13 protein-coding genes are annotated in these 16,407 nt (G+C 58.3%); 7 read left to right on the top strand and 6 right to left on the bottom strand.

The window, feature by feature from the left end; all coding sequences use genetic code 11:
• Nucleotides 1–11 precede the first annotated feature (11 nt).
• Nucleotides 12–146, bottom strand: a complete 135-nt coding sequence (gene rpmH, locus CEC48_RS00360; RefSeq protein ID WP_003213577.1) for a 50S ribosomal protein L34 — start codon at nucleotides 144–146, stop codon at nucleotides 12–14.
• Between the two features lie 585 nt (nucleotides 147–731).
• On the opposite strand from rpmH, the gene dnaA reads away from it, so the two are divergent.
• From dnaA to gyrB, 4 genes are read left to right on the top strand one after another with little or no spacing between them, the layout of a single operon-like run.
• Nucleotides 732–2,252, top strand: a complete 1,521-nt coding sequence (gene dnaA / locus CEC48_RS00355; protein ID WP_032868695.1) for a chromosomal replication initiator protein DnaA — start codon at nucleotides 732–734, stop codon at nucleotides 2,250–2,252.
• A 39-nt stretch (nucleotides 2,253–2,291) separates the two neighbouring features.
• Nucleotides 2,292–3,395, top strand: coding sequence for a DNA polymerase III subunit beta (dnaN, locus tag CEC48_RS00350; RefSeq protein WP_003213582.1), 1,104 nt, complete (start codon nucleotides 2,292–2,294; stop codon nucleotides 3,393–3,395).
• A gap of 20 nt (nucleotides 3,396–3,415) precedes the next feature.
• Nucleotides 3,416–4,519: a DNA replication/repair protein RecF gene (recF, locus tag CEC48_RS00345; protein ID WP_003213585.1), complete on the top strand. Its 1,104-nt coding sequence runs from the start codon at nucleotides 3,416–3,418 to the stop codon at nucleotides 4,517–4,519.
• A gap of 4 nt (nucleotides 4,520–4,523) precedes the next feature.
• Nucleotides 4,524–6,947 (top strand): DNA topoisomerase (ATP-hydrolyzing) subunit B, encoded by a 2,424-nt coding sequence (gene gyrB, locus CEC48_RS00340; RefSeq protein WP_088421945.1) that lies wholly within the window; start codon nucleotides 4,524–4,526, stop codon nucleotides 6,945–6,947.
• Between the two features lie 97 nt (nucleotides 6,948–7,044).
• Here the strand turns inward: gyrB and CEC48_RS00335 are convergent, their stop codons facing one another.
• Nucleotides 7,045–7,767: a response regulator transcription factor gene (locus CEC48_RS00335; protein WP_088421944.1), complete on the bottom strand. Its 723-nt coding sequence runs from the start codon at nucleotides 7,765–7,767 to the stop codon at nucleotides 7,045–7,047.
• 173 nt (nucleotides 7,768–7,940) lie between these two features.
• On the opposite strand from CEC48_RS00335, the gene CEC48_RS00330 reads away from it, so the two are divergent.
• From CEC48_RS00330 to CEC48_RS00320, 3 genes are all read left to right on the top strand, one after another.
• The gene (locus tag CEC48_RS00330) at nucleotides 7,941–8,192 is read left to right on the top strand and encodes a hypothetical protein (protein WP_088421943.1); all 252 of its coding nucleotides are present in this window, start codon (nucleotides 7,941–7,943) and stop codon (nucleotides 8,190–8,192) included.
• Nucleotides 8,193–8,468: 276 nt separating this feature from the next.
• Complete coding sequence (locus CEC48_RS00325) at nucleotides 8,469–9,455, top strand: FecR domain-containing protein (protein ID WP_371917738.1); 987 nt, start codon at nucleotides 8,469–8,471, stop codon at nucleotides 9,453–9,455.
• An 18-nt stretch (nucleotides 9,456–9,473) separates the two neighbouring features.
• Complete coding sequence (locus tag CEC48_RS00320) at nucleotides 9,474–11,765, top strand: CHASE2 domain-containing protein (RefSeq protein WP_088421942.1); 2,292 nt, start codon at nucleotides 9,474–9,476, stop codon at nucleotides 11,763–11,765.
• A gap of 180 nt (nucleotides 11,766–11,945) precedes the next feature.
• Here the strand turns inward: CEC48_RS00320 and CEC48_RS00315 are convergent, their stop codons facing one another.
• From CEC48_RS00315 to glyQ, 4 genes are all read right to left on the bottom strand, one after another.
• Nucleotides 11,946–12,716, bottom strand: coding sequence for a 1-acyl-sn-glycerol-3-phosphate acyltransferase (locus tag CEC48_RS00315; RefSeq protein WP_076013274.1), 771 nt, complete (start codon nucleotides 12,714–12,716; stop codon nucleotides 11,946–11,948).
• Nucleotides 12,717–12,800: 84 nt separating this feature from the next.
• Nucleotides 12,801–13,337, bottom strand: coding sequence for a D-glycero-beta-D-manno-heptose 1,7-bisphosphate 7-phosphatase (gmhB, locus tag CEC48_RS00310; protein ID WP_176438638.1), 537 nt, complete (start codon nucleotides 13,335–13,337; stop codon nucleotides 12,801–12,803).
• A gap of 2 nt (nucleotides 13,338–13,339) precedes the next feature.
• Nucleotides 13,340–15,394 carry a glycine--tRNA ligase subunit beta gene (gene glyS / locus CEC48_RS00305; protein WP_088421941.1) on the bottom strand — a complete coding sequence of 685 codons (2,055 nt, stop codon included), beginning with the start codon at nucleotides 15,392–15,394 and terminating at the stop codon, nucleotides 13,340–13,342.
• A complete protein-coding gene (gene glyQ, locus CEC48_RS00300; RefSeq protein WP_071486670.1) occupies nucleotides 15,391–16,344 on the bottom strand; it encodes a glycine--tRNA ligase subunit alpha in 954 nt (317 codons plus the stop codon). The genes glyS and glyQ overlap by 4 nt, the downstream gene beginning before the upstream one ends.
• Nucleotides 16,345–16,407: the final 63 nt, after the last annotated feature.

The raw sequence follows: 16,407 nt of genomic DNA, 5'->3' as shown, positions 1-16,407 counted from the left end.
GTACCGGATTATCAAACTGCCAGACGCGCACGACCTTTGGCGCGGCGACGCGACAGGACTGCACGGCCGTTCTTGGTGGCCATGCGAGCACGGAAGCCGTGAGTACGGGCGCGTTTGATGGTGCTTGGTTGGAAAGTACGTTTCATGGCGTGTTACCTGGTTCGTCCACAACGGGCCGGAATGGCCCCCGTTTTAAGAGACCGGCGATTCTAGAGAAAGCAAGCCTCTAGGTCAATTTCCAACCAGCTTTTCCTTTAATTAGATCTCTGGAGGCATCTGGACCGAATCCGGACGGTTTGGCTTTCACGAGCAATGCCATAGATATAAAAATAAAGAAGGAAGTTATTTAAAGCTTTTCTGTAAAGCTTATAAAAGCTAGGGAGGCGTTCTTCTGTGGATAACTGCCTTGAGGCCATATTCCACGTGATGTACAGAGAATGACAACACGGGGGAGAAACGGTGCTCTGCCTGTGCTGCGCTATCGGATAAGCTGTGTGTGGAATGGCTACTTATCCACAGGCCAGTTACCCACAGACTTTCGACCCCACTTGTACAACGGGCTTAGGGTCGCTTATCCACAGAGCTTATGCACAGACCATTTGTCGCCTTTTTTACGGTTAAGGCATTGATTCTTGGCGCCCTGTGAGCAACCTACATGTGGATAAGTGGACGGCTGGCCGCTACAATGGCGGCTGTTTTTGCCTCACCGGCTTTCAACTTAGGGGATATCCGTGTCAGTGGAACTTTGGCAGCAGTGCGTGGAGCTTTTGCGCGATGAGCTGCCTGCCCAGCAATTCAACACCTGGATCCGTCCGCTACAGGTCGAAGCCGAAGGCGACGAGTTGCGTGTCTACGCACCTAATCGTTTTGTTCTCGACTGGGTCAACGAGAAATACCTGAGCCGCGTTCTCGAATTGCTCGATGAACATGGCAACGGGCTTGCTCCGGTGCTCTCCTTGTTAATAGGCAGCAAACGCAGCTCGGCACCTCGTGCTGCGCCGAATGCACCGTTGGCAGCGAGCGCCTCGCAGGCCCAGGCCGCTGCGGCACCTGTTAACAACTCGCCAGCACCTGTTGCCCAGACGCCTTCGAAATCCTCGTCGCAGAAAAATGCGCCTATAAATGAAGAGCCGTCCCGCGACAGCTTTGACCCAATGGCCGGCGCCAGCTCCCAACAGGCCCCGGTTCGTGCTGAACAGCGCACCGTCCAGGTAGAAGGTGCGCTCAAGCACACCAGTTACCTGAACCGCACGTTCACCTTTGAGAACTTTGTCGAAGGTAAATCCAACCAGTTGGCCCGCGCGGCTGCCTGGCAGGTCGCCGACAACCCCAAGCACGGTTACAACCCGCTCTTCCTTTATGGTGGCGTTGGCTTGGGTAAAACTCACTTGATGCACGCTGTGGGTAACCACCTATTAAAGAAAAACCCGAATGCCAAGGTCGTGTACCTGCACTCGGAGCGGTTCGTTGCCGACATGGTCAAGGCACTGCAGCTCAACGCGATCAACGAGTTCAAACGGTTCTACCGTTCTGTTGACGCCTTGCTGATCGATGACATTCAATTTTTCGCCCGCAAGGAACGTTCCCAGGAAGAGTTTTTCCACACGTTCAACGCATTGCTTGAAGGTGGCCAGCAGGTCATCTTGACCAGTGACCGTTATCCGAAGGAAATCGAAGGCCTGGAAGAGCGTCTGAAGTCGCGCTTCGGTTGGGGCCTGACCGTTGCGGTAGAGCCGCCGGAGCTGGAAACCCGCGTCGCGATCCTGATGAAAAAGGCCGACCAGGCTAAGGTTGACCTGCCTCACGACGCCGCGTTCTTCATCGCCCAGCGCATCCGTTCCAACGTGCGTGAGCTGGAAGGCGCGCTCAAGCGGGTCATTGCTCACTCGCACTTCATGGGCCGCGACATCACCATCGAGCTGATTCGCGAATCCCTGAAAGACCTGTTGGCGTTGCAAGACAAGCTGGTGAGTGTGGATAACATCCAGCGCACCGTGGCCGAGTACTACAAGATCAAGATTTCCGACCTGCTGTCCAAGCGCCGCTCGCGTTCGGTAGCACGCCCCCGTCAGGTGGCGATGGCGCTCTCCAAAGAGCTGACCAACCACAGCCTGCCGGAAATTGGTGATGTGTTTGGCGGTCGCGACCACACCACGGTCTTGCACGCGTGCCGCAAGATCAACGAACTTAAGGAATCCGACGCGGATATTCGCGAGGACTACAAGAACCTGCTGCGTACACTGACTACTTGATGAACACCAGCGCAGCTTATTAAGGCAAGGGACTAGACCATGCATTTCACCATTCAACGCGAAGCCCTGTTGAAACCCCTGCAACTGGTCGCAGGCGTCGTCGAGCGCCGACAGACCTTGCCGGTGCTTTCCAACGTATTGCTGGTTGTCGAAGGCCAGCAACTGTCCTTGACCGGTACCGACCTGGAAGTAGAGCTGGTCGGTCGTGTCCAGCTGGAAGAGCCCGCCGAACCTGGCGAGATCACCGTGCCGGCGCGCAAGCTGATGGACATCTGCAAAAGCTTGCCCAACGATGCGCTGATCGACATCAAGGTTGATGAGCAGAAGTTGGTGGTCAAGGCTGGTCGCAGTCGTTTCACCCTGTCGACCTTGCCGGCCAACGACTTTCCGACCGTGGAAGAAGGTCCTGGCTCGCTGACGTGCAGCCTGGAACAAAGCAGGCTACGCCGTTTGATCGAGCGCACCAGCTTCGCCATGGCCCAGCAGGACGTGCGTTATTACCTGAACGGCATGCTGCTGGAAGTCTCCGAAGGCATCATCCGCGCCGTAGCCACCGACGGTCACCGTCTGGCCATGTGCTCGATGAAAGCCGATATCGGTCAGCCGGATCGCCACCAGGTGATTGTGCCGCGTAAAGGTATTCTGGAACTAGCACGTCTGCTGACCGAGCCGGACGGCAATGTCAGCATCGTTCTGGGCCAGCACCACATTCGCGCGACCACCGGTGAGTTCACCTTCACGTCCAAGCTGGTTGACGGCAAGTTCCCGGATTACGAGCGCGTACTGCCTAAAGGCGGCGACAAGCTGGTGATCGGTGATCGTCAGGCCCTGCGTGAAGCGTTCAGCCGTACCGCTATTCTTTCCAACGAGAAGTACCGCGGTATTCGCCTGCAATTGGCCAACGGCCAACTGAAAATCCAGGCCAACAACCCGGAACAGGAAGAAGCGGAAGAAGAAGTGGGCGTCGACTACAACGGCGGCAACCTCGAAATCGGCTTCAACGTCAGCTACTTGCTGGACGTGCTGGGCGTGATGACCACCGAGCAGGTTCGCCTGATTCTGTCCGACTCCAACAGCAGCGCCCTGGTACAAGAATCCGACAACGATGACTCGGCTTACGTTGTCATGCCGATGCGCCTGTAACCATGTTCAGCAGAAGCTAGATGTCCCTCAGTCGCGTCTCGGTCACCGCGGTGCGCAATTTGCACCCGGTGACCTTCTCCCCTTCCCCCCGCATCAATATTCTCCACGGCGCCAACGGCAGTGGCAAAACCAGCGTGCTGGAAGCCATTCACCTGCTGGGGCTGGCCCGTTCCTTTCGCAGTGCTCGCCTGTTACCGGTGATTCAGTACGAACAACTGGCGTGCACGGTATTTGGCCAAGTCGAATTGGCGGAAGGCGGTCATAGCAGCCTAGGGATATCCCGTGATCGCCAAGGGGAGTTTCAGATCCGCATCGACGGGCAGAATGCTCGCAGTGCCGCGCAACTGGCGGAAATCCTGCCACTGCAATTGATCAACCCGGACAGCTTCCGCTTATTGGAAGGTGCGCCAAAAATCCGCAGGCAATTCCTCGATTGGGGAGTGTTCCACGTGGAACCGCGTTTCATGGCCACTTGGCAGCGCCTGCAGAAGGCCCTGCGGCAGCGGAACTCATGGCTGCGGCATGGTACACTTGACGCCGCTTCGCAAGCTGCTTGGGACCGGGAACTGTGCCTGGCCAGCGCTGAAATAGATGAATACCGCCGCGCCTATATCAAAGCCTTGAAACCAGTCTTTGAGCAGACCTTGAGCGAGTTACTTGAACTCGAGGGGCTGACGTTGAGCTACTACCGTGGTTGGGACAAAGACCGGGAACTGAGTGCAGTGCTCGCGACGTCCTTACAGCGGGATCAGCAAATTGGTCACACCCAGGCCGGACCACAACGCGCTGATTTGCGCCTTAGATTGGGCGCACATAATGCCGCGGACATCTTGTCCCGCGGTCAGCAGAAGTTGGTGGTCTGTGCTCTGCGTATCGCCCAAGGGCATCTGGTTAGCCAGGCCCGGCGCGGGCAATGTATTTATCTGGTGGATGACTTGCCGTCTGAACTGGACGAGCAGCACCGCCGCGCGTTATGCCGCTTGTTGGAAGACTTACGCTGCCAGGTGTTTATCACCTGTGTAGACCACGAATTATTGAGGGAAGGCTGGCAGACGGAAACGCCAGTCGCTTTGTTCCACGTGGAACAAGGCCGTATCACCCAGACCCACGACCATCGGGAGTGAAGGCATGAGCGAAGAAAATACGAATACGTACGACTCGACCAGCATTAAAGTGCTTAAAGGTTTGGATGCCGTACGCAAACGTCCCGGTATGTACATCGGTGATACCGATGATGGCAGCGGTCTGCACCACATGGTGTTCGAGGTGGTCGATAACTCGATCGACGAAGCTTTGGCCGGTCACTGCGACGACATTAGCATCATCATCCACCCGGACGAATCCATCACCGTGCGCGACAACGGTCGCGGCATTCCGGTAGATGTGCATAAAGAAGAAGGCGTATCGGCGGCAGAGGTCATCATGACCGTGCTCCACGCCGGCGGTAAGTTCGACGACAACTCCTATAAAGTCTCCGGCGGTTTGCACGGTGTAGGTGTTTCCGTGGTGAACGCCCTCTCCGAACTGCTGGTGCTGACCGTGCGTCGCAGCGGCAAGATCTGGGAGCAGACCTACGTTCACGGCGTTCCGCAAGAACCGATGAAAATCGTCGGTGAAAGCGAAACCACCGGTACCCAGATTCACTTCCGTCCTTCCGACGAAACCTTCAAGAACATCCACTTCAGCTGGGACATCCTGGCCAAGCGAATTCGTGAACTGTCCTTCCTCAACTCCGGTGTGGGTATCGTCCTCAAGGATGAGCGCAGCGGCAAGGAAGAGCTGTTCAAGTACGAAGGCGGCCTGCGTGCATTCGTTGAATACCTGAACACCAACAAGACTCCGGTCAACCAGGTGTTCCACTTCAATGTTCAGCGTGAAGACGGCATCGGCGTGGAAATCGCTTTGCAGTGGAACGACAGCTTCAACGAGAACCTGTTGTGCTTCACCAACAACATTCCTCAGCGCGATGGCGGTACTCACCTGGTGGGCTTCCGTTCCGCACTGACGCGTAACCTGAACACCTACATCGAAGCGGAAGGCCTGGCGAAGAAGCACAAAGTCGCCACCACCGGTGACGATGCCCGTGAAGGCCTGACTGCGATTATTTCGGTCAAGGTTCCGGATCCGAAGTTCAGCTCCCAGACCAAAGACAAGCTGGTGTCTTCCGAAGTGAAGACTGCCGTTGAACAGGAAATGGGCAAGTACTTCTCCGACTTCCTGCTGGAAAACCCGAACGAAGCCAAGCTGGTTGTCGGCAAGATGATCGACGCGGCGCGGGCGCGTGAAGCGGCGCGTAAAGCCCGTGAGATGACCCGTCGTAAAGGTGCGCTGGATATCGCTGGCCTGCCAGGCAAACTGGCTGACTGCCAGGAGAAAGACCCTGCTCTCTCCGAACTGTACCTGGTGGAAGGTGACTCTGCTGGCGGTTCCGCCAAGCAGGGTCGTAACCGTCGTACCCAGGCCATCCTGCCGTTGAAGGGTAAGATCCTCAACGTCGAGAAGGCACGTTTCGACAAGATGATTTCCTCGCAGGAAGTCGGCACCTTGATCACCGCCCTGGGCTGTGGCATCGGCCGCGATGAATACAACATCGACAAGCTGCGCTATCACAACATCATCATCATGACCGATGCTGACGTCGACGGTTCTCACATCCGTACCTTGCTGCTGACGTTCTTCTTCCGTCAATTGCCGGAGCTGATCGAGCGTGGCTACATCTACATCGCACAGCCGCCGTTGTACAAAGTGAAAAAGGGCAAGCAAGAGCAATACATCAAAGACGACGACGCCATGGAAGAGTACATGACGCAGTCGGCCCTGGAAGATGCGAGCCTGCACTTGAACGACGAAGCCCCGGGCATCTCCGGTGAAGCGTTGGAGCGTCTGGTAAACGACTTCCGCATGGTGATGAAGACCCTCAAGCGTTTGTCGCGCCTGTACCCTCAGGAGCTGACCGAGCACTTCATCTACCTGCCAGCCGTCAGCCTGGAGCAGTTGGGCGATCACGCCCACATGCAGAATTGGCTGGCCCAGTATGAAGTCCGTCTGCGTACCGTCGAAAAATCCGGCCTGGTTTACAAAGCCAGCCTGCGTGAAGACCGTGAACGTAACGTGTGGCTGCCAGAGGTCGAGCTGATCTCCCACGGCCTGTCGAACTACGTCACCTTCAACCGCGACTTCTTCGGCAGCAACGATTACAAGACGGTTGTGACCCTCGGCGCCCAACTGAGCACCCTGCTGGACGACGGTGCTTACATTCAGCGTGGCGAGCGCAAGAAAGCGGTCAAAGAGTTCAAGGAAGCCCTGGACTGGTTGATGGCTGAAAGCACCAAGCGTCACACCATTCAGCGATACAAAGGTCTGGGCGAAATGAACCCGGATCAGCTGTGGGAAACCACCATGGACCCAGCTCAGCGTCGCATGCTGCGTGTGACCATCGAAGACGCCATTGGCGCGGATCAGATCTTCAACACCCTGATGGGTGATGCGGTCGAGCCTCGTCGTGACTTCATCGAGAGCAACGCCCTGGCGGTGTCCAACCTGGACTTCTGATCAGGTTGTAGCGCGAAATAAAAAAGGCCAACGCTTAGCGTTGGCCTTTTTTATTGGGTAGAAGATGGGGTTTTATAAATGCTCCACGTGGAACATCTCACTCATCGGAGGCTGCTGTCACACTCTCCAACCGATACCCATACCCGTAGATAGTCAGCAACTGCCAACCCCTATCCGCCGTCAGCCCCAGTTTATTCCGCAGCCGATAGATATGTGTATCCAGCGGCCGTGACGACACCATCTCTTCATGGGACCAGAATCGCTCGTACAGATATTCCCGAGACAGCGGCCGCGCCAGATTCTCGAACAGGCACCGAGCCAGGCGGTATTCGCGCTCCGTCAGGCTGATGGGTTTCCCTGCCCTGCTCACTGTGAGTTCAGCATCATCGAAGGTCAGGTCGTTGAAGGTCAGCACTTCGCTGGCCGCGGATTTTTGCAGGCCATGGCGCCGTAGCACGGCATTGACGCGGGCCTTCAGTTCGTTGGGACGAAACGGCTTGCTGACGTAATCATCCGCGCCACTGTTCAACGCCTGGACGATATCGCTCTCGGCATCGCGGCTGGTGAGCATGATGGCGGCAGGCGGCGCTTCCATGTGCTCGCGGGTCCAGCGCAGCAAAGCCAGGCCGCTGAGGTCGGGCAGTTGCCAGTCAAGGATCAGCAGGTCGAAGGTCTCCCGGCGCAGTTGGCGCAGCAGGTCTTCTCCACGCTCGAAGCAGTGCAGGGTCCATGGCTGATCCGCAGCGGTGGGGATTTGTCGCAGTGTCTGTTCCACCCGCCGCAGTTCAGCAGGTTCGTCATCCAGTATTGCGACACGCATGGCAGGGTCCTTTCTTATTGAAGAATGCGGGCGTTGAATCTGAACAATTATGGCCAGATTCTCAGGCCCTTTGAATCTCTCGGTACGCTGATATCAAATGGCCGGAAGCCATTGGAAATCGTCTATACCCGAGCTGGGAAGATACCGGCTCGAGACCTTCAGGAAAAGGATCAATGGCAATCTGGTTTTATGCTGTTTCGAGACGCGTGACCGTTCTGGACAAGGTTAATGTATGGGGGCGACTGGCATTGGTAGTGATGGCGGCAACCTTGGGGACGGAAACAGTGGGAGCGTCCAAACCGATAGCGCCTTTGCCGTTCGATAAGCGCCAGACCTTGAGTGAACCCGGCGATAGTATGGGCTTCGCCAGCTCACCGTTTCAGCAGCTCAGCGAACCACAGCAGAGCCAACGGTGGGTATTTTAAGCAGCACCAAATCTGAACAAATGTTGCGAATCGATCCGATGCACCTATGTTGTAGGTAAATTCGCTGTTGCTGGATGACACACGGATTGGAGCGAGGGAAGTGCTCCGACACAGGGAAGTGTCATCTTCTGCAATGGATTCCACCCCCAGACATTTCGGCTATCGACTGCGATACCTCATCGAGTATCGTAGACGGTACTCAGGTCTTCCCGCTGCAAGACGCTTTCTGAAAGTGCTTTCTGATGACCCATTAGAACTAGAATCTTGATGAGCGCCATGACCTTTTTCCCCTGCCGATTCCGTTTTGCCGTTTCTACCCTGCTGGGCTCTGGTTTGATCGTTGCGCTTGGCGTAGTGAGTCTGCCGGCTTTTGCACGTCCCGCCCCTCCCCGCGCGCCCTATATCGACGACAACCAAATGTGCCGCGCGCAGCCTCTGCCGGCGGTGGTGCAGCACCTGACAGGCGAAGCCTGGAAACTGGATGCCAAGGGTGTGTCCACTGCCCTGGAAGAAGGCATGGTCATCGATGAACAAGAGAGCGTAAAAACCGCGCCTGCCGCGTTTGTCAGCCTGTTGCTGGGGGACGGTTCGCGGATCGTCTTGCCGTCCAGCTCCCAGGTTCGGTTGCACTTGGTCGAGGAGCAATCTATCCCCCAGGTCATTCTTGAGGAGGGCCAGGTCGAGGCTTACGTGATCAAGCGTGCCAGCGACTATGATCGTTTCCAGATCATGACCCCTGTCGGCGTACTCGGTGTACGCGGCACGCATTTCCGAGTGCGCAATGATGGTGAACAATCGCTGGTGGAAGTGCTCAATGGGCAAGTGGCGGTCAATCGCGATGATGCCCCGCCGGCCCAGCGACCTATCAAGAAGAAGCCCATTACCGGTCCGGTTGCTGGCGAAGTAAAGGTCGGTGCGCGGCAGGGTTTGGCATTCAAGAAACAAGGCGAACTCAAGCCGGTGGAACTGCTTGATGCGCCACGCTTGGTCGGCCAGGATGGCCAAAAGGGTGATGCGCCAGTGTGGACGCTGTTCCTGCGGCCGTTGGCCGGTGCCCAGCGTTACAGGGCCCAGGTCGCGACCGATAAGGAGTTTCTGAACATCAAGCAGGAAAACTTCTCCGACAAGCCGCAAATGCGCTTCACTGGGCTGAAAGCATCGTTCTATCACGTGCGCTTGTCGGCCTATGATGAACACGGGCTGGAGGGAGAAACCGGCGTCTATGACATCTTCTATTACCCGCCCGCAACTCGCGTGCAATAGCGCTTCGGAAGAGCGCCGGTGAGGCTGTGGCCCAGGGCTGAAAAGCGCCAGCCGACTCAGGCTCAGCGACTGTTCAATGGCTTGGTGCGCGAATGGCTTTGGGTCAGCCTGCTGCTGTTGCCCATCACGGCCTTCCTGTCCCTGAGCCCGGGCTTGGCCCTCAATAACCTGCTGTACGACAGCCTTCGCCGCCTGGCGCCGTTGCCGGTGGATCCACGCATCCTGCTGGTGACGATCGACGACCGAAGCCTGCTGGAGCTTGGCCAATGGCCGTGGTCCCGGCGCGTACATGCCGACTTGCTTGACCGGCTGAGCGCCGCCAAGCCAGCGGGCATTCTGTTTGATGTAATCTTCAGTGAGCCCGCCCGGGAACCGGCCAATGACCTGCGCCTGGCCGAAGCTATGTGCAACGCTGGCACTGTCCTGTTGCCTTTGATTCGTGAAGGCACACCCCGCTACGGCCAACCTGTGGCGCAAATTCTGCCTGTGCTGCCCTTACGCGATTGCGCCAGGAGTGTCGGCCATATCAACGTTGAGGCAGACAGCGACGGTATCGTTCGAAGCCTGTATTTGCGTGAAGGCCCGCCCGGGAAGATGACGCCACAGCTTGCCTGGTTGGCGTTTGAACTGAGCGGCCAGCCATCCGTGATGCCGGGCGCGCTCGGCCCGTCGGACAGCACTAACTGGCAGCGGGAAAATGCCATTCGAATTCCTTTTATCGCAAGCAATGCCGGCTTTCCCAGCGTGCCGTATATCAGCGTATTACGCGGTGAGGTGCCGCCCGAGCTGCTGCGCGACCGCTTGATCCTGATCGGCGCTACTGCGCCGGGAATGGGCGACCGGTACGTCACGCCGCTGTCAGCCAGCGTCGGCACCACACCGGGCGTGGAGATCCAGGCGAATATCCTCAATGGCTTGCTGCAAGGTCGCAGCATCGTCGACCTGCCCGCGTGGATGGCGACGCTGCTGGCCATCGCGATGGTTGTGCTGCTGTTGGGCTTGCTGCTGTTTCGTCCGCGTTATGCGCTATGGCTGACCCTAGGCTGCATGGGCGCAGCGCTTCTCGGCTCTTGGGGACTGTTGCGCCTGGGCCATTGGTGGTCGCCGGCGGCGTGCCTGATTGGCATGCTGCTCAGCTACCTGATCTGGAACTGGCGGCGCCTGAGCGTGATCCTGGCCTACTTCGGCTGGGAACTGGCACGCCTGGACAACGAACCCAAAGTGCTCCCGGAGCGCCGTCGAGCGCCCGCCAGCCAAGGTGATGTATTGCAGGGACGGATCTTCGCCCTGGAACAAGCGGTCAGCCGTACGCGCGACACGCGACGTTTTATGGCCGATGGCCTGGAGTGTTTGCCGGTAGCGACCTTGATTACCGACCCCAAGGGCAACGTATTGCTGGCCAACCGGATTGCCCGCGATGTGTTCGGCAACGAATTGGTGTCTGAAAACCTGCTGGAGCAGCTCGCTGCATTGGGTTATCCACCGTTGCGGGACGGGGTTCGCCCTGCTCTGTCGGCGCTGGAGATTGTCGAGTTTCGCGACACCCTTAACCGCAGCCTTCGCCTCGACTTGGCCCCACTGCTACCGGCGGATGGTGACGTGGCCCTGGGCTGGCTGCTGAGCCTCACAGACCTGAGTATCGAGCGCGACGCCCAACAGCAACGGGAAATCCTGCTGCGCTTTCTGTCCCATGACCTGCGTGCGCCGCATTCGGCGATCCTGGCGCTGCTGGATGTCCAGGACACCACTGCGCCGATATTTGCCCAGATTGAACAACAAGTCCGTCGCGCCTTGAACCTCACCGAATCATTCGTGCAACTGGCGAAAGCCGAATCTGACGGCTACCAATTCCAGCCCAGCCTGTTCGCCATGCTGGTGCTCGATGCATTTGACCAGGTAGCGGTGCACGCCCAGTTGAAAGGCATCCATCTGGTTCATGACCTGAATGATGACGGCGACGAGATGGTCTGGGCGGATCAATCGCTGCTGACCCGCGCCTTGTTCAACCTGCTGGAGAACGCGGTCAAATACAGCCCCTCAGGTACCACCGTAACGTTAAGCCTGACCTGCAGGGACGATCGGCTGGAATGCCGCATCAGCGACCAGGGCCGAGGAATTGCCCCGCAGGACCTGCCCGAACTCTTCGCCCAATACCGGCGCTTCGCCTCGGCTCAGGGCAGTGAAGGATTGGGATTGGGGCTGACCATGGTCAAGGCCGTAGTGGATCGCCACGGTGGGCGTATCGGCTGCGAAAGTGTGGTGGATAAAGGCACGACCTTCATCCTTAACCTGCCGTTGTGGAGAGAGTGAACCGCAGCTTTTTACCTGTGCATAAAAAACCGGTCTCAAGGACCGGTTTTTTAATGCGGAAAAAACTTATGCACCTTTTCCATGGTTTTATGAGCTTGAGAAATATGTAATTAAATCAGTAACCTATAAGCGAAAAAGCGCAATTCGCCAACAAACCGTACACAGGTTATCCACAGAAACTCAAATCACCGGCGTGTCGACGACAACCGGCTCTGGCGGCAGTGAGCCCATGGCGCGTTGCTGTGCTTCATTCCAGGCCTGGGCGCGGTCGTTCAGCGCTGCAATGGCGCGTGGGCCTTCGCCCTCGGCGTACATCGGTTCGCCAATGATCACGGTGATGGTGCCTTCACGCTTTGCCCAGCCAGTCTTTGGCCAGAACTTGCCGGCGTTGTGGGCAATCGGCAGCACTGGCAGGCCGGCGTTCACCGCCAAGGCCGTACCGCCACGTGAGAACTTGCCCACAGTGCCGTAGGGCACCCGTGTACCCTCCGGGAAGATCAGCACCCAAACACCATCCTTGAGCAGTTCGTCACCCTTCTTCGCCACATGCTTGAGCGCGGCCTTGGGGTTGTCGCGGTCAATGGCGATCGGCCGCAGCATGGCCATGGCCCAGCCGAAAAATGGCACGTATAGCAACTCACGCTTGAGCACCTGGCTCAGGGGCGAGAAGTACGCAGACAGGAAGAAGGTCTCCCAGGTGCTCTGGTGGTTCGACAGAATCACGCAAGGCTGGTCCGGGACGTTTTCGGCGCCCTTGATCTCGAAACGAATGTTCAGGAACACCTTGGTCAACCACAACGCGCAGTTGCACCAGAAGACGTTGATGAAACGATAGCGCGCCTTGAACGGCAGAAAAGGCGCGATAAAAAAGCTCAGGGTGCACCAGAGAAGAGAACTGGTGCCCAGCAGCAGGTAAAAGAAGAAGGTTCTGATGGCCTGCAAAATCGACATGGCGGCATTTACCGTTGCGGGACAACGCCCGCCTGTTAAAAGCGCGCTCCCGAACAATCCTTGATCAGGAAGTCAGAAGGGCTGCTAGTTGTTGATAAGTTCTGCGGCAACCGCCGCCAGATCGTCAAAAATCAAGGTACCCACCGGCAGGGTCTTAGCCTGGGTCTTTTCGCCTTTCCCGGTTTTTACCAAAACTGGCTGAGAGTCGACGGCTTTGGCGGCTTCCAGGTCACCGAGGCTGTCCCCGACAAACCATAGCCCAGCCAATGGCACGTTGTAATGTTCAGCAATAGTTTTAAGCATACCCGGTTTGGGCTTGCGGCAATCGCAGCCTTCATCGGGGCCGTGCGGGCAATACACCACCAGCCCTACGTCGCCGCCCTGCTCGGCCACCAGCGTGCGCAGGCGCGCGTGCATGGCGTCGAGGGTGGCGATGTCGTAGTAGCCGCGGGCGATGCCGGACTGGTTGGTGGCGATGGCCACCGTCCAGCCCGCTTTGCTCAACTGCGCGATGGCCTCGATCGAGCCGGGCAGTGGAATCCATTCCGCCACCGATTTGATGTAAGCGTCGGAGTCGTAATTGATCACGCCGTCACGGTCGAGAATCAGCAGTTTCAACATGGTCAGCTCAGCGTCGAAATGTCAGCGATGTTGACGAACAAGCCACGCAGACGCGCCAGCATGGCGTAGCGGTTTTTCCGCACGCCCACGTCTTCGGCATTGATCATCACCGCTTCGAAGAACGCATCCACCGGCTCACGCAAGGTGGCCAGGCGCGCCAGTGCTTCGGCGTAATTGCGTTCGGCGATCAGCGGCTTCACTGCGTTTTCTGCCTTGGCGATGGCCGAGTTCAGCGAGAACTCCTTGGCATCGGCAAACAGGCCCGGGTCGACTTCGGCATTGCCGAGGTTGTCGGCCTTGCTCAGCAGGTTCGACACACGCTTGTTCACGGCGGCCAGGGCATCGGCTTCCGGCAGCTTGCGGAAGGCCTGAACGGCTTGTACGCGTTGGTCGAAGTCCAGCGCCGAACCCGGCTGCAGGGCACGCACCGACAGGTACACCGAAACGTCCACGCCTTCGTCTTCGTAACGCGCACGCAGGCGGTCGAACACGAACTCCAGCACTTGCTCGGCCAGGCCCGCTTGCTTGACCTTGGCACCAAACTGGCCGACAGCGAACACCACGGCCTGGGTCAGGTCGAGGTCGAGCTTCTTGTCGATCAGGATACGCAGCACGCCCAGGGCCGCACGGCGCAGGGCATACGGGTCTTTGCTGCCGGTAGGCAACATGCCGATACCGAAGATACCGACGAGGGTATCCAGCTTGTCAGCGATGGCCACGGCCGCACCGGTGAGGGTGGTCGGCAGCTCGGCGCCAGCACCGCGCGGCATGTACTGCTCGTTCAGTGCCAGTGCTACGTCTTGCGGCTCGCCGTCATTGAGGGCGTAGTAGTAACCGGCAACACCTTGCATCTCCGGGAACTCGCCGACCATCTCGGTGGCCAGGTCGCACTTGGACAGTAAGCCTGCACGCGCAGCCCAGGCCGGGTCGCCGCCAATGCGTGGAGCAATGTAGGCCGCCAGCTTGGAAACCCGCACAGCCTTGTCGTAGACGCTGCCGAGTTTTTCCTGGAACACCACGTTTTGCAGGCGCAGGTTGAAGTCTTCCAGCTTCTGCTTCTTGTCTTGCTTGAAGAAGAACTCGGCGTCGGTCAAACGCGGGCGAACGACTTTCTCGTTACCGGCGATGATCTGCTGCGGGTCCTTGCTTTCGATGTTAGCCACGGTAATGAAGCGCGGCAGCAATTTGCCATCCACGTCCAGCAGGCAGAAATACTTCTGGTTGTCCTGCATGGTGGTGATCAGCGCTTCTTGCGGCACGTCGAGGAAACGCTCTTCGAACGAGCACACCAGCGGCACCGGCCATTCAACCAACGCGGTCACTTCGTCCATTAGGCTTGGCGGCACGATGGCGGTGCCTTCCTGCAGGCGGGCCAGCTCTTCGGTGCGCTTGCTGATCAGCTCGCGACGCTCATTGGCATCCGCCAGCACGTAGGCTGCACGCAGGTCATTGAGGTAGTTGGCCGGCGCGGTGATACGCACGGCTTCAGGATGGTGGAAGCGGTGACCACGGGAATCACGGCCTGCCTTCTGGGCGAGGATGGTGCAGTCGACGACTTCGTCGCCCAGCAGCATGACCAACCATTGGGTTGGACGCACGAACTCTTCCTTGCGGGCACCCCAGCGCATGCGCTTGGGGATCGGCAGGTCGTTCAGCGAGTCTTCAACAATGGTCGGCAACAGGCTGACAGTCGGCTTGCCCTTGATGACCTGGCTGAAGCGCAGTTTCGGACCGCTCTGGTCGATTTCGCTCAGCTCAACGCCACACTTCTTGGCGAAACCAAGGGCGGCTTGAGTCGGGTTGCCTTCAGCATCGAAAGCAGCCTGGCGTGGCGGGCCGTCGAGGTTGATGCTGCGGTCCGGCTGCTGGGTTTCCAGCGCGGTGAGCAATACAGCCAGGCGGCGCGGCGCGGCGTAGACCTTCTTTGCGGCGAACTTCAGGCCAGCGGTTTGCAGGCCTTTTTCAATACCGGCCAGGAATGCGTCGGCCAGGGTGTTCAGTGCCTTGGGTGGCAGCTCTTCGGTGCCCAGTTCAACCAGGAAATCTTGAGCACTCATTGTGCAGCCTCCAGCTTAGCCAACACTTCATCACGCAGGTCCGGGTGCGCCATCGGGAAGCCCAGCTTGGCGCGAGCCAGCAGGTAGGCTTGGGCGACGGAACGCGCCAGGGTGCGTACACGCAGAATGTATTGCTGGCGCGCAGTCACCGAGATGGCACGGCGAGCGTCCAGCAGGTTGAAGGTGTGGGAAGCCTTCAACACCATTTCATAGCTCGGCAACGGCAACGGCTGATCCAGTTCGATCAGGCGCTTGGCTTCGCTTTCATAGAAGTCGAACAGTTCGAACAGCTTCTCGACGTTGGCGTGTTCGAAGTTGTAGGTCGACTGCTCCACTTCGTTCTGGTGGAACACATCGCCGTAGGTAACCTTGCCGAACGGGCCGTCAGCCCACACCAGGTCGTAGACCGAATCCACGCCTTGCAGGTACATGGCCAGGCGCTCGAGACCGTAGGTGATCTCGCCGGTCACCGGGTAGCACTCGATGCCGCCGGCTTGCTGGAAGTAAGTGAACTGCGTCACTTCCATGCCGTTGAGCCAGACTTCCCAGCCCAGGCCCCAGGCGCCCAGGGTTGGCGATTCCCAGTTGTCTTCGACGAAACGGATGTCGTGGACCAGCGGGTCCAGGCCGACATGTTTCAGCGAGCCCAGGTACAGCTCCTGGAAGTTGTCCGGGTTGGGCTTCAACACCACCTGAAACTGGTAGTAGTGCTGCAGGCGGTTCGGGTTTTCGCCGTAGCGGCCGTCAGTCGGGCGACGACTGGGCTGCACATAAGCGGCGTTCCAGGTTTCCGGGCCGATGGCCCGCAGGAAGGTAGCGGTGTGGAAAGTGCCGGCGCCTACTTCCATATCGTAGGGCTGAAGTACCACACAACCTTGCTCGGCCCAGTATTGCTGGAGGGCGAGGATCAAGTCTTGGAAGGTACGCACGGCTGGCGTAGGCTGGCTCACGAAATTCACCTGTTACTTGGGCTGCGATTTAAAGAGCGGGAGTATACCCGATTCGGCCGCGCC

The organism is Pseudomonas sp. K2I15, assembly GCF_002204795.1.
Taxonomy (GTDB): domain Bacteria; phylum Pseudomonadota; class Gammaproteobacteria; order Pseudomonadales; family Pseudomonadaceae; genus Aquipseudomonas.
Note: the sequence above shows the minus strand (reverse complement) of the source record. Positions and strands in the feature narration are given on the sequence as shown.

Coding starts and splice junctions, on each gene's coding strand:
- gmhB (WP_176438638.1), bottom strand. CDS start 13,337: ATGTTGAAACTGCTGATTCTCGACCGTGACGGCGTGATCAATTACGAC.
- glyS (WP_088421941.1), bottom strand. CDS start 15,394: ATGAGTGCTCAAGATTTCCTGGTTGAACTGGGCACCGAAGAGCTGCCA.
- rpmH (WP_003213577.1), bottom strand. CDS start 146: ATGAAACGTACTTTCCAACCAAGCACCATCAAACGCGCCCGTACTCAC.
- recF (WP_003213585.1), top strand. CDS start 3,416: ATGTCCCTCAGTCGCGTCTCGGTCACCGCGGTGCGCAATTTGCACCCG.
- gyrB (WP_088421945.1), top strand. CDS start 4,524: ATGAGCGAAGAAAATACGAATACGTACGACTCGACCAGCATTAAAGTG.
- dnaN (WP_003213582.1), top strand. CDS start 2,292: ATGCATTTCACCATTCAACGCGAAGCCCTGTTGAAACCCCTGCAACTG.
- CEC48_RS00335 (WP_088421944.1), bottom strand. CDS start 7,767: ATGCGTGTCGCAATACTGGATGACGAACCTGCTGAACTGCGGCGGGTG.
- CEC48_RS00325 (WP_371917738.1), top strand. CDS start 8,469: ATGACCTTTTTCCCCTGCCGATTCCGTTTTGCCGTTTCTACCCTGCTG.
- CEC48_RS00330 (WP_088421943.1), top strand. CDS start 7,941: ATGGCAATCTGGTTTTATGCTGTTTCGAGACGCGTGACCGTTCTGGAC.
- CEC48_RS00315 (WP_076013274.1), bottom strand. CDS start 12,716: ATGTCGATTTTGCAGGCCATCAGAACCTTCTTCTTTTACCTGCTGCTG.